Annotated in this window: 12 protein-coding genes; 8 read left to right on the top strand and 4 right to left on the bottom strand. The window is 36.9% G+C overall.

Annotated features, from left to right (window positions below; genetic code table 11):
* Nucleotides 1-137: 137 nt before the first annotated feature.
* The 5 genes from proS (at nucleotide 138) to dnaJ (ending at nucleotide 6,501) form a co-directional block, all read left to right on the top strand.
* Nucleotides 138-1,613 (top strand): proline--tRNA ligase, encoded by a 1,476-nt coding sequence (gene proS / locus J2786_RS00940; protein ID WP_047432497.1) that lies wholly within the window; start codon nucleotides 138-140, stop codon nucleotides 1,611-1,613.
* A gap of 118 nt (nucleotides 1,614-1,731) precedes the next feature.
* Complete coding sequence (locus J2786_RS00935) at nucleotides 1,732-3,063, top strand: OmpA family protein (RefSeq protein ID WP_047432500.1); 1,332 nt, start codon at nucleotides 1,732-1,734, stop codon at nucleotides 3,061-3,063.
* A gap of 113 nt (nucleotides 3,064-3,176) precedes the next feature.
* A complete protein-coding gene (locus tag J2786_RS00930; RefSeq protein WP_047432503.1) occupies nucleotides 3,177-4,511 on the top strand; it encodes an Nramp family divalent metal transporter in 1,335 nt (444 codons plus the stop codon).
* Between the two features lie 230 nt (nucleotides 4,512-4,741).
* Nucleotides 4,742-5,281, top strand: a complete 540-nt coding sequence (locus tag J2786_RS00925; RefSeq protein WP_374709947.1) for a nucleotide exchange factor GrpE — start codon at nucleotides 4,742-4,744, stop codon at nucleotides 5,279-5,281.
* A 101-nt stretch (nucleotides 5,282-5,382) separates the two neighbouring features.
* On the top strand, nucleotides 5,383-6,501 hold the full coding sequence (dnaJ, locus tag J2786_RS00920) for a molecular chaperone DnaJ (protein WP_047432509.1): 1,119 nt from the start codon (nucleotides 5,383-5,385) through the stop codon (nucleotides 6,499-6,501).
* A 147-nt stretch (nucleotides 6,502-6,648) separates the two neighbouring features.
* Here the strand turns inward: dnaJ and J2786_RS00915 are convergent, their stop codons facing one another.
* A complete protein-coding gene (locus J2786_RS00915; RefSeq protein ID WP_047432512.1) occupies nucleotides 6,649-7,533 on the bottom strand; it encodes a DUF808 domain-containing protein in 885 nt (294 codons plus the stop codon).
* A 155-nt stretch (nucleotides 7,534-7,688) separates the two neighbouring features.
* On the opposite strand from J2786_RS00915, the gene J2786_RS00910 reads away from it, so the two are divergent.
* Genes J2786_RS00910 through J2786_RS00900 form a run of 3 tightly spaced genes read left to right on the top strand, consistent with a single transcriptional unit; the run spans nucleotide 7,689 to nucleotide 10,511 of the window.
* On the top strand, nucleotides 7,689-8,171 hold the full coding sequence (locus J2786_RS00910; protein WP_052187009.1) for a tetratricopeptide repeat protein: 483 nt from the start codon (nucleotides 7,689-7,691) through the stop codon (nucleotides 8,169-8,171).
* Nucleotides 8,172-8,199: 28 nt separating this feature from the next.
* Entirely contained in the window at nucleotides 8,200-9,591 is a 1,392-nt protein-coding gene (locus J2786_RS00905) for a serine hydrolase (RefSeq protein ID WP_052187010.1), read from the top strand.
* Between the two features lie 50 nt (nucleotides 9,592-9,641).
* Nucleotides 9,642-10,511, top strand: a complete 870-nt coding sequence (locus J2786_RS00900; protein ID WP_047432518.1) for an alpha/beta hydrolase — start codon at nucleotides 9,642-9,644, stop codon at nucleotides 10,509-10,511.
* A 337-nt stretch (nucleotides 10,512-10,848) separates the two neighbouring features.
* Here the strand turns inward: J2786_RS00900 and J2786_RS00895 are convergent, their stop codons facing one another.
* From J2786_RS00895 to J2786_RS00885, 3 genes are all read right to left on the bottom strand, one after another.
* Nucleotides 10,849-11,544 (bottom strand): DedA family protein, encoded by a 696-nt coding sequence (locus J2786_RS00895; RefSeq protein WP_047432523.1) that lies wholly within the window; start codon nucleotides 11,542-11,544, stop codon nucleotides 10,849-10,851.
* An 86-nt stretch (nucleotides 11,545-11,630) separates the two neighbouring features.
* A complete protein-coding gene (gene prfB / locus J2786_RS00890) occupies nucleotides 11,631-12,743 on the bottom strand; it encodes a peptide chain release factor 2 (protein WP_047432527.1) in 1,113 nt (370 codons plus the stop codon).
* A gap of 145 nt (nucleotides 12,744-12,888) precedes the next feature.
* Complete coding sequence (locus J2786_RS00885) at nucleotides 12,889-13,380, bottom strand: hypothetical protein (RefSeq protein WP_156121466.1); 492 nt, start codon at nucleotides 13,378-13,380, stop codon at nucleotides 12,889-12,891.
* Nucleotides 13,381-13,385 lie beyond the last annotated feature (5 nt).

Here is a 13,385-nt window from a genome sequence, read left to right as displayed (position 1 = left end):
TAAAAATTTTTAATTTAAATTATATTTGCAATCTGTACCAAAAATGTACCAAAATACTGGTAAAAAAATCTATCAAAAATAGATTTTTATTTTTAGATAACAATAATGTACAAAAGTTAAAAAAATTTTAAAAAATAATGGCAAAATTAACCTCAAGAAGCGAAGATTACAGCAAATGGTATAATGAGCTGGTTGTAAAAGCTGATTTAGCTGAAAACTCAGGCGTGCGTGGATGTATGGTGATCAAACCGTATGGCTATGCAATCTGGGAAAAAATGCGTGATGAAATGGATAAAAAATTCAAAGAAACAGGTCACGTTAACGCATACTTCCCGCTTTTTGTGCCCAAGAGCTTGTTTGAGGCTGAGGAAAAAAATGCAGAAGGTTTTGCAAAAGAATGTGCTGTTGTTACCCACTACAGATTAAAAACCGATCCGGACAATCCATCCAAACTGATTGTCGATCCGGATGCAAAACTTGAAGAAGAACTTATTGTTCGTCCTACTTCAGAAGCAATTATCTGGAATACCTATAAAAACTGGATTCAGTCTTACAGAGACCTACCGATATTAATCAACCAGTGGGCGAATGTTGTTCGTTGGGAAATGAGAACACGTCTTTTCCTTAGAACTGCCGAGTTCTTATGGCAGGAAGGGCACACTGCTCACGCTACAAAAGATGAAGCAATTGAAGAAGCTGAAAAAATGAATAAAGTATATGCAGATTTTGCAGAAAACTTTATGGCAATTCCGGTTATCCAAGGGTTGAAAACACCTTCTGAAAGATTTGCAGGAGCTGATGAAACCTATTGTATTGAAGCATTAATGCAGGACGGAAAAGCTTTACAGGCCGGGACTTCTCACTTCTTAGGTCAGAATTTCGCCAAGGCATTTGATGTAAAATTCACCAACAAAGAAGGAAAAATAGAACACGCATGGGCTACTTCATGGGGTACTTCTACCCGTCTGATGGGCGCTTTAATTATGACGCACTCTGATGATTTCGGATTGGTATTGCCTCCTACGCTTGCTCCAATTCAGGTGGTGATTGTTCCTATCTTTAAAGGAGAAGAACAGCTGGAACAAATCAGTGAAGTTGCTTTAGATATTCAGGCTAAACTGAGAGCAAAAGGAATTTCTGTGAAATTTGACAATGATACTCAGAACAAACCAGGATGGAAATTTGCAGAATATGAATTGAAAGGAGTTCCTGTAAGAATCGCAATGGGACCTAGAGATCTTGAAAATAAATCTGTGGAAATTGCAAGAAGAGATAACCTGACTAAGGAAGTTCGTTCTATTGAAGGACTTGATTCTTATATCGAGGATCTATTGAAAACGATCCAACAGGATATTTATAACAAAGCATTTGAATTCAGAAAAAATAATATCACGAAAGTGGATACTTATGAAGAATTCAAAAAAGTGCTGGAAGAGAAAGGTGGATTCATCTATGCTCACTGGGATGGCACAGCTGAAGAAGAGGAGCAAATCAAGGATGAAACAAAGGCAACCATCAGATGTATTCCTTTGGATAATGACATAGAAGAAGGAATTTCACTAATATCAGGAAAACCATCTAAGAGACGTGTGTTATTTGCAAAAGCTTATTAAAATTTTTAATGATTTAGAAAAAAATCGTTAATTTTCAAAGAAATATTCAAAAAAAAGTGACATTTGGACGGATTTTTGTTTAAATTTATCTCAACATTAATCAAAAAAATTTATTATTATGTCTTTAAATGTCATTGATTTAATTAAAGGACAATTAGGTCCCGCTTTGGTTTCACAGGCTGCATCGCAGTTTGGAGAAAGTGAATCCGGTATTTCTAAAGCAATTGGCGGATTATTACCTGCTGTAGTAGGTGGATTGGCCAATAATGCAGATAAGCCTGGCGTTGTGGATGCTATTACACAAGCCTCTTCAAGTGGAATTTTAGGAAATTTATTAGGTGGTTCGTCCAGCAATCCTATTATTTCAAACTTGTTGTCTTCTATTTTTGGAGATAAAGTAAGTGCATTAGTGAATTCCATTGCCAGTTTTTCAGGAGTCAGCAATACCTCTGCAGGTTCTTTGTTAAACCTGGTGACTGGGGCTACAGTAGGCACTATTGGGAAATATGCAGCAGACAATAATTTGGGTGCTTCAGGTATTTCCAGCTTACTGCATGATCAGAAAGGCGTTATTTCTTCTTTATTGCCGGCAGGTCTTTCTTTGGCTTCCTTTGGATTAGGAGCTGAAAATTGGTTTGGCCAGGCAAAAGAAACAGTTTCTTCCGTAACTTCTACTGCTAAAGATAACATCGCTGAAGGTGTTGCTACAGCAAGAGAAAATGTTTCAGAAGGAGCCAGAGAAGTAAGAGAAAGATTTGAAAATAATAACAATAATAATCAAGGCGGAGGCTCAATCTGGAAATGGTTGCTTCCGCTTTTATTATTAATAGCAGCTGCTTATTTCTTATGGAAACAGTGTGAGAAAAAACAGACTACTACAACCACTACCACAACATCTGATTCCGCAGCAACCAGTTCAACTACAGATACTGCTGCTACAACAGGAACTGCAACCCCTGCTCCTGCAACAGCTAAAACCGATGAAGATATTGATCTTAACGGGGTGATGTTAAAAGGTTACAAAGGAGGAATGGAAGATCAGATGATTACATTCCTGAAATCCGGATCATATAAAAATGCCGCTGATGATGCAGCATTGAAAGATAAGTGGTACGATTTCGATCATGTCAATTTCAAAATGGGAAGTTCTACTGAACTTGAAGCAGGTTCACAAGGGCAATTGGATAACTTAGTGGCTATCCTTAAGGCTTTCCCTGATGCAAAAATCAAAATCGGAGGCTACACTGATAAAACAGGAAATGAGGCTAACAATGTAAAATTGTCAAAAGCAAGAGCTGAATTTATCAAAGCTGCTTTAGTAAAAGCTGGTGTTGGTGCTCAGGTTCTGGAAGCTGAAGGCTACGGAAGTAAATTTGCGAAAGTAGATGCAAAAGCTTCTGATGCTGAAAGAGCTGCAGATAGAAAAATGGCTGTAAGATTTGCGAAATAATCTTTAGAGTCAATAAAAATTAGGTCCCGGGAAGCAATTTCCGGGATTTTTTTATGCCATGATTTTTCTGTTTACATTTATTTAATTAAATTTGTTAGTCATTTCTAACATTTATGAATTTCAATATAAAAAGCGCCTGGCGAAAAGATAAAACAAACCATTCCTTATCAGAGGTTTATTCATCAATCAAAGTCCCTAAAAATGCAACATTCTGGAGAAAGTATCTTGCATTTGCAGGACCAGGGCTGATGATTGCAGTAGGTTATATGGATCCCGGAAACTGGGCAACTGATATTGCGGGAGGAGCTCAGTTTGGCTATACCCTCCTTTCAGTTATCCTTATTTCCAATATTTTTGCAATGGTTTTACAGCACTTATCTGTGAAACTGGGAGTTGTGGCCGAAAGAGACCTTGCTCAGGCATGCAGAGACCACTTCAGTCCTACCACTAATTTTATTCTCTGGGTATTCTGTGAAATAGCCATCGCCGCCTGTGACCTCGCTGAAGTCATCGGCTCAGCTATTGCATTAAATCTGTTATTCCATATCCCGCTGACCTGGGGAATTGTCATTACAACAGTAGATGTTTTAATCATTCTTTTGCTTCAGTCCAAAGGATTCCGATGGATTGAGAGTATTGTAGGAGGACTTATTTTCATTATTCTGGCATGTTTCGTATATGAAATTATCATTTCGCAACCTGCTTTCAATGAGATTCTGGGAGGCTTGGTTCCACAAAAGGAAATCATTCAGAATCCTGCCATGCTTTATATTGCAATCGGAATTTTGGGAGCTACGGTAATGCCACACAATCTGTATCTGCACAGCAGTATTGTACAGACCAGAGATTACACCCGTGATAAAGAAGGAAAAAAAGAAGCCATCAAGTTTGCCACCATAGACAGTACCGTTTCATTGATGCTGGCTTTCTTCATCAATGCTGCAATCCTTATTCTGGCTGCTGCTACATTCCATACTACAGGAAATGAACATGTAGCGGACATTCATGATGCTTATAAAATGTTGACCCCAATTTTAGGCGCTTCTATGGCAAGTATTGCGTTTGCTATCGCTTTATTGGCTTCCGGACAAAATTCTACATTAACAGGAACTCTTGCCGGACAGATCGTAATGGAAGGCTTTCTGAATATCAGATTAAAACCATGGCTGAGAAGATTAATTACCAGACTTATTGCTGTAGTTCCTGCACTTATTGTAGCTATTCTTTACGGAGAACAGGGAACAACCGAACTATTGGTTTTAAGCCAGGTTATTTTATCAATGCAGCTTAGTTTTGCCGTTGTCCCTCTGGTAATGTTTACCAATGACAAAGCTAAAATGGGTGAATTTGCCAATAAACCATTCCTGAAAGTCTGTGTATGGATTATTTCGATCATCATCATTGTTTTAAATCTATACCTGCTGTACCAGACGTTTACAGGAGAATAAAAAAATACAACTATAGTTTTCAGATTGACTATTGGGCATTATTAAAGTGAATGGTCAATAGTCAATTTTTGCTTCGTAAAGTCAATTTTTTGAAGCTACACTCATGTTCATAATTCACATGCGAAGCGCATTGACGTATTCACGATTCACCGTTACTTCTTTTTCTGCCTTAATGTCCAGATTTTGGATTTGGCAGACTCTTTGTCAAACAATCAGTAAATAAATATTGAATTATGGAAAACCAGGATATTAACGAAGAAAGCATCAATAATCAGGAAGAAAACAATGTTCAGAATGACGCAACATCTCAGGACAATGTGACAGCTACACCTTCTCCGGAGGAACTTTTGGCAGAAGAAAAAGACCGTTACATCAGATTGTATGCTGAATTCGAAAATTATAAAAAAAGAACAAGCAAGGAAAAGATAGAATTCTTCCAGTATGCTAACCAGGAAATGATGGTTTCAATGTTAGGCGTTTTGGATGATTTTGAAAGAGCTTTAAAAGAAATCGCTAAAAACGGAAATCCAGCAGACCTGCAGGGTGTAGAGCTTATCTATCAGAAATTCAAGAATAAACTTACCGAAAAAGGACTAAAAACAATGGAAGTAAAGGCTGGTGACAGCTTTAATGTTGATTTCCATGAAGCGATTACTCAGATTCCTGCTCCATCGGAAGAATTGAAAGGAAAAATCGTAGACGTTATTGAAACAGGATATACTTTAAATGATAAAGTGATCCGTTTTGCAAAAGTAGTAACAGGAAATTAAAATTCATAAATGATAAATGGTGAGTGATAATTGATGAATGTTTCACTTATTAGCTTTACAATATCTTTTATCATTTATCAACAATCAATTATAAAATTGTCATGTCAAAAAGAGATTATTACGAGGTTCTTGAGATCAGCAAATCTGCATCTGCCGACGAAATAAAAAAAGCATACCGTAAAATGGCCATCAAATTTCACCCGGATAAAAATCCAGGGGATAAAGAGGCTGAAGAAAAGTTTAAAGAAGCAGCTGAAGCTTATGAAGTTCTGAGCGACGATCAGAAACGTGCCAGATATGACCAGTTTGGTCATGCCGGAGTAGGTGGAAATGGTGGTTTCGGAGGCGGAGGCTTCGGAGGCGGAATGAACATGGAAGATATTTTCAGCCAGTTTGGAGATATTTTCGGTGGCGGTTTCGGAGGATTCGGTGGAGGCGGTGGAGGCCGTCAGCAGGTGAAAGGTTCTAATTTAAGAATCAGGATCAAGCTGAACCTTGAGGAAATGGTAAATGGTACTCAGAAAACCATCAAAGTAAAGAAAATGAAGATGGCGGAAGGTGCCACTTCAAAAACATGTCCTACCTGTAACGGTTCTGGTGTTCAGTTAAAAGTAATGAATACCATGTTCGGTCAAATGCAGACGCAAACTACCTGCGGTACCTGTCAGGGAATAGGAAAAGTTGCTGACAAAATTCCTGCAGGAGCTAACGCACAAGGTCTTATTAAAGATGAAGAGGAAATCACGATCAACATTCCGGCAGGAGCAAGAGACGGTATCCAGCTTAATGTAAGAGGAAAAGGAAATGATGCCCCATTTGGAGGTGTTCCGGGAGATTTATTGGTGATCATTGAAGAGGAAATAGATCAGGTGATCAAGAGAGAAGGAGATAATCTTCACCAGGAGTTATATGTTTCGTTTGCTGAAGCTGCTTTAGGAACGAAAAAAGAAATTCCTACCGTTGGCGGAAAAGTAAAAATTACCGTTGATCCGGGAACTCAATCCGGAAAGATCTTGAGATTGGCTGGAAAAGGGCTTCCAAGCATCGACAGTTATGGTAAAGGAGACATGTTCATCCACATCAATGTATGGACTCCACAAAAGCTTACGAAGGATCAGAAAGACTTCTTTGAAAAGCAGATGTCCAGCGGAGAAATGGTTGCAGAACCCTCCGGAAAGGAAAAAACTTTTTTTGATAAAGTAAAAGATTTATTCAATTAATATAAAAAAAGAGACTTTTTACAAGTCTCTTTTTTTGTTTAAAGTTCAAAGTTTTAAATTCAAGGTTTAAATCTTGAACCTGATCATAAAAAATCCTGCACTCTCTCGAATACAGGATTTTTTGGTTATTTAATTCTAATTCTGTTTTTATTTTCTGGTGGCTAAGGAATAGATTCCTTTTCCTAAAGTAAATACCGCAACGGCTACCAATCCCCCAACAACACCAAGTGTAAGCTCTTTCAAAACATCTGGCCAGGTTGGTAGTATCCCATGGAAAAATTCAATTCTATGTAGAAAAATTCCACCAGCAACCATTATTAAAGCAATGGTTCCTACTACTCCTAATATTTTAATAACAATAGGTAAAGCCTTCACTAATAGATGTCCAAGCCCTCCGAAAAAGCCTTTATCCTTACTTTTCTTTATTAATTTAAACCCTGCATCATCCATTCTTACAATCAAAGCTACAATTCCATAAACTCCAACAGTAGCGATAAATGCAACCAGGCTCGTTACTAAAATCTGCGTAATGAAAGGATGGCTTTCTTCCAATACCGTTCCTAAAGCAATAATAACGATCTCGATGGATAAAATAAAATCAGTTGTAATTGCAGATTTTACTTTCTCTTTTTCAATTTCTTCAGAACTTTTCTGGTCTTCTTCAATTTCCTCTATCACTTCATGACCCTTTTTGTCACGGTGAAAAAGAAATTCTATTACTTTTTCAACGCCTTCAAAAGCCAGATAGAATCCTCCAAGGATCAATACATAATTAATAGCCGGAGCATACAACCAATTGAGTAAAAAAACAATAGGCAGAATGATCAGTTTGTTGATAAAAGATCCTTTCGTAATTGCCCATAAAACAGGAATTTCCCTTGAAGAAAGAAAGCCAGTAGCTTTTTCTGCATTTACAGCCAGGTCATCTCCTAAAATTCCTGCTGTCTTTTGTGTAGCGACCTTACTGGTAACTGCTACATCATCCATCAATGCTGCAATATCATCCAAAATTGCAAAAAAGCCTGATGCCATATTTTAATAATTTTTTAATCTTTGTTAAGTTCAGCAAAAATAATTATTTAATTCCGTTTTTGGATTCATAATCTAACAATAATTTTGAAAATTATAAGAATCGTTAAACAGTCCTTCAATTTCAATATTTTATATCTTTGCTTAAAATCTATTCAATGGATCAAAACTGGGAAGCCCAATTACAAAGTATATGGCTGAAACTGGGAACAATAAGCAATGAAGCGTTTATCCTGCTCATCAAAAATCATGTAGAATTACTTACAATTACGGATTCCCAGGCTATTGCTGATTTTGAAAAAGCCTGTGCTTTTGATTCCACGGGACATGAAAAAGAAGCAGAACCTTTGTACAGGTCAGCATTAGATAAAGGATTAACAGGCTTACGAAGAAGAAGAGCAAGAATTCAGCTGGCAAGCACCTTAAGAAATAATGGGAAAATAGAGGAAAGCATTCAGATTTTAAGGGAAGAGAAATCTAATTATTCTGATGAACTGGATGATGCGGTAGATTCTTTTTTAGCACTGTCCCTTTCTTCAGCGGGAAAGCACAAAGAGGCGCTGTCGTTAGCATTGAAAGCCCTTTCCAAACATTTACCCAGATACAATAATTCTCTATCCCGCTACGCTGAAAACCTGTAATTTTAACCGTTTTTAAAATCTGATACCTATGCAACGTCAATTTCATATTTTAGCTTTAGGATGTTTGTTTTCTCTGTTCTGTTCATTCTGTTCTACTCTAAAAGCTCAGACAGAAAATCATTTCAACACGATTAACCAGGAAAAGAAAAAAGAAGAAATAGACAGGATTATAAAGGCATTTGCTGGTATTAATAAATTTAATGGAACTGCTTTGATCCATTATCAGAATAAAAACATTTTCGAAAAATCATATGGCTGGCAAGATGCGGAAAAAAAGATACCCAATCAGGATAAAAGTATATATCAGATTGCATCTTTAACCAAATCTTTCACAGCCTTGATGATTGTAAAGCTAAATGAAGAAGGGAAACTTTCGATTAAAGATCCTGTTTCAAAATTTATTTCTGATTATCCAGGAGGAAATGAAATTACAATCGAACATCTTCTTACCCACACTTCAGGAATCTATGAAGTGCTACAAAATAAAGAATACTTCGGCCTGCTTCACACCGGAAAAAGTATTAGCAAAGATAAAGAGCTTTCATTTTTTAAAAACGAACCTCTAGCTTTTGAACCCGGCACTCAGTTTTCATATACCAATTCAGGATATATTGTATTGGGAATCATCATTGAAAAAATCACAGGGCTTTCCTATGAGGATGCGATACAAAAAAATATTTTAACTCCTTTAAAAATGACCCATACCGGGTTTAACTATATGGCTGTGAAAAGTCCTTACAAAACAGTTCCTTATTCCTATATTTCAAACACAAAACAGGAAAAAACAGAAGTCTGGAATTCTACATTAACCGGCCCTGCCGGGCAAATTTACAGTACCGTTGAAGATCTTTACAATTACTATGTCGGATTGAGAGATTATAAAATTGTTTCCAAAGAAGCATTTAAAAAAGCAACCACTCCTTATCTTAGCGGCTACGGCTATGGATGGTTCATTGATGATCTTTATGGGAAAAAACTGATTAACCATGGCGGAAATATAGAGGGCTCCACAAGTTATTTTGCAATGCTTCCACAGGATGATCTCTGCATTATTCTTCTGAACAATATCACCAGTAAAAAACTTGAGAAAGCGGGGAATACTATTTTAGCAGCGCTTTTAGAACAACCTTACAGTCTTCCACAACCGAAGAAAGAAGCCATATTAAGTGCCGGTATCCTAAAAAAATACATGGGTGATTATCAGCTTTCAGAGGAAAGCATTATCCATATTCTGTACGAAAATGGACAGCTTTTTATGCAGAACAACAAAGATCCTAAAGTAAGAATACTGGCTGAAAAAGAGGATACATTTTTTGTGCAGGATGATGACACTGAGATCTCTTTTATTTTCAAAGAAGGTGAAAAGGGTGTTATTACCATCAAAAAAGGACTTTCATCAAAAACAGCAGAAAAGCTCTAATTAAGCATTGATTACGTCATAATCAATAGAATTTTCCGTAAATTTAAATAATGAAAAAACTCATTCTCCGGTATCATTTTTTCGTCATGGGATGCATTGGTTTCCTTTTGCAGTCGTGTAATACGAAATTCAGAGTTTGGGTAGGTCCCGGAGGACAGCAGAAGATCTATAATTTAAAATATGGCGAGCATAAAAGGCAGAAAATGGATGTTTTTCTTCCCAAAGATTATGCTGAAGATTCTCCTGTAGTACTTATCGTTCATGGTGGAGCATGGACTTTAGGCAAAAAGGAACATATGATCCAGGTTCAGAAAATGCTTTTTGAAAACAAGATTCCAAGTATCAATATGAACTATAGATTGGTTTCTTCCAAGAAAAAAATCACGTATAAACAACAGCTTGAAGATATTGCGCTCGCCATTGAAAAATTCAATTCCCTGGCGGAAAAAGCAGAGCTTCAACCCAACAATTATATTCTTCTGGGAGAAAGTGCCGGTGGACATCTCGCCTTACTTTACGGATACCAGCATCCTGAGCAGATCAAAAAAATCATCTCTTTAAGTGGACCGACAGATTTTTACAGCTCTGAATATCTTAAATCCTTTTATTCAAAATATACTTCTCCAACTTTTCAAAAAGTAGTAGGAACTAAGTTTGAACGGAAAAATGTTTCTAAAGCCTTCAAAGAAGCCAGTCCTATTGCTAATATTACGAATGTTCCTACCTTGCTGTTTCAGGGAAACAATGATGTACTGGTCAACCAGCATCAGGGAATTGCGATGGACTCTGCGCTTACCAAGAGGAACATTCCACACAAATTCATTTTCATGAAAGGTGCCGGACATGCTCCAAGATTCTTCAGTAAAAGAAAAAGAGACAGCATTATCTATCCAAATATTCTGGAATGGATTAAAGAATAGTTACCTCTTTAATGCAAAGAATAAATAATTAGACAACTATTTTAAACAATCATTTTTAAGAATCTTTTAAACATCTAGTACAAAAACAATTTTTGCCTGATAGATCTATTTAAAACGCTATGTCCGCAAAGAAATTGTAAAGCTTATATTCTATCGGTCGCAAAGGCACTTCGTTCAGCGAGGCAGGTTACTTAGCTAAGTGAAACGTCTCTAAGAACGAAAAGTAACAGATCATAATAGTAACCTTGCGAGCTTTGCGTGGTAAAAAACATCTCCTATATATAAAAAAGCCATCTCAGTGTTGAGACGGCTCTATATTTTTGATTGAAATTCTTATTTATTCAAAGTCCTGATCTTCATATTTGGAAAGATCTTCTTTTTTCCCAAAAACAAACTTGATGATCACCGGAAGTGTAGTTACCAATACAATGACGATAATGATGTATTCCAGCTTTTGCTTTAGGTTGATTCCAAACTGCTCCATGAAAAGTTTGTCCAGATAATGGCCCGCAAAGATCAAAATGAATGACCATAATACCGCGCCAATGATATTATCTCTTAAAAACTCTTTCTTATCCATCTTTACAATTCCAGCTACAATGGGAGTAAAAGTTCTTACAACAGGTAAGAATCTTGCCATAATAACAGCTAATGCTCCATGTTTTTCAAAGAAATCGTGTGCCTGATACAGGTATTTTTTCTTGAAAAGCATTGAATCCGGTCGTTTATACAAAGCAGGTCCTGCTTTTCTTCCGAAATAGTAGCCTACTTCATTTCCAATAATAGCCGCCAGAGCTACTCCTGAAGCAAGTAATGTGGTATCTAAGAAATCGCTTCCTGTAGATCCAAAAGTCTCTTTGATGATTTCAACAGCATAAATTCCTGAAACGAACAGTAGTGAATCCCCAGGTAGAAAAAATCCTACAAAAAGACCTGTTTCAGCAAAAACAATAAACAAAATCAGCCAAAACCCTCCCATTTTTATATAAAACTCCGGGTTTAATAAATCCTTCCAGCTATTGAAATCTTCCATAAATATCGATGAACAACAAAAGTAAGTCTAAAATGTCTGAAACAAAAATTAATTATAAGATTTTAACTAAAATTCAAACATGATTTTTATAGGTCCATATCATCATCAGAAATCGCAGTTCCATCAGCCATTAAGAATGCTTTCAGGAAAGGAGTAATATTTCCGTTCATTACAGCATCCACATCTGAAGTTTCATGACCGGAGCGTACATCTTTTACCAATTTGTATGGATGCATGACGTAGTTTCTGATCTGGCTTCCCCACTCGATTTTCATTTTGTTAGCTTCTATCTCATTTCTGGCTTTCATACGTTCTTCCAATTCCATTTCATAGAGTCTTGAACGAAGGAGCTGCATTGCTTTTTCTTTATTCTGAAGCTGAGAACGGGATTCTGAGTTTTCAATGATAATTCCTGTAGGAGCGTGACGAAGACGTACAGCGGTTTCTACCTTGTTGACGTTCTGTCCTCCTGCTCCGGAAGCTCTCATTGTTTCAAAGCTGATATCGGCAGGGTTGATGTTGATTTCAATAGTATCATCCACCAAAGGATATACATATACCGAAACGAAACTGGTATGGCGTTTTGCATTACTGTCAAAAGGGGAAATCCTTACAAGTCTGTGTACTCCGTTTTCACCTCTTAAATATCCAAAAGCAAATTCCCCTTCAATTTCAAGGGTAACAGTCTTTACTCCGGCTACATCACCTTCCTGGTAGTTCAGTTCACGGATTTTATAGCCTTGTTTTTCTGCCCACATGGTATACATTCTCATCAGCATGGCTGCCCAGTCGCAACTTTCTGTTCCTCCGGCTCCTGCGGTAATCTGCAACACTGCAGAAAGCTCATCACCTTCATTGGAGAGCATGTTTTTGAATTCCAGGTCTTCAATTTTTTCCACCAATTGCGGGAATGTTTCGTCCAGTTCTTTTTCAGAATCCGGATCTTCTTTAGCAAAGTCGGCCAAAACCTGCAGATCTTCAAACTGTGTCTGAATTTCATCATAGCTTTCCACCCATTTTTTCTTGGAACGAAGCTGCTTTAGAAATGCTTCAGCCGTTTTTGGATTGTCCCAGAATTCGGGTGCTGCGGTTTTTTCGTCATCATTAGCAATTTCAATCTTCTTTTTTTCAATCTGAAGATATCTGTGTAAATCTTCAATTCTGGATTGAACTTCTTTTATCTGGTCGTTGTTAATCACGAATGTTTCTTTTTTGCAAAAATAAGGAATTCTTTTAGAGTGGAGAGGTACAGATTCTTAGTTTTCGGGGTTCGGGATTCGAGTTTTTGGGATATTGGATTTTTTTGGAAATTTAATAGAGACTCAAAATCTGATTTAGGAGAAACTATTCCTTTACGATTTCAGCGTCAAAACTTCTTCTAAGATATTCTTTTGCTTGTTTGCTTTCCGATTTGAACCCTATCATAGTTAAAGCGTAGACAAACAAAAGCATACCTAAAGGAAGAAAAAGCTCTACCGATATTTCTTTTTCTCTTATAGCTCTTATGGAAACGCCTATGAAGAAAATCACGGCAAATGAACACCAGACTATTAAAAAAAAGAAGACAAATGCATGTAGGGACATGGTCACCTGTATTTGTGCTCCATTATTTTCATTTTGAATTCTACCGTTTATCTGAGGAAGGAAAGAGTTTCTGTACTGAATAACTTTACTTATTTCAAAGCTATTATTATGGATAGATCCTTCATATTCTTTTATATAATTTCTCCCTAAACCGAATTTTTTAGGCTCTACAAAACCGGAAAGTCTTGTTAAAACTTCCTGTTCAGACAAGTTTGTTTTGTAAGTAATACGTTCAAAGGGCAAGTATTTCATGTTTA

The organism is Chryseobacterium vietnamense, from assembly GCF_031454475.1.
In the GTDB taxonomy this organism is placed as follows: Bacteria; Bacteroidota; Bacteroidia; order Flavobacteriales; family Weeksellaceae; genus Chryseobacterium; species Chryseobacterium vietnamense.
The sequence above is the reverse complement of the archived record's forward strand: the minus strand, read 5'-3'. Positions and strand labels throughout refer to the sequence as shown.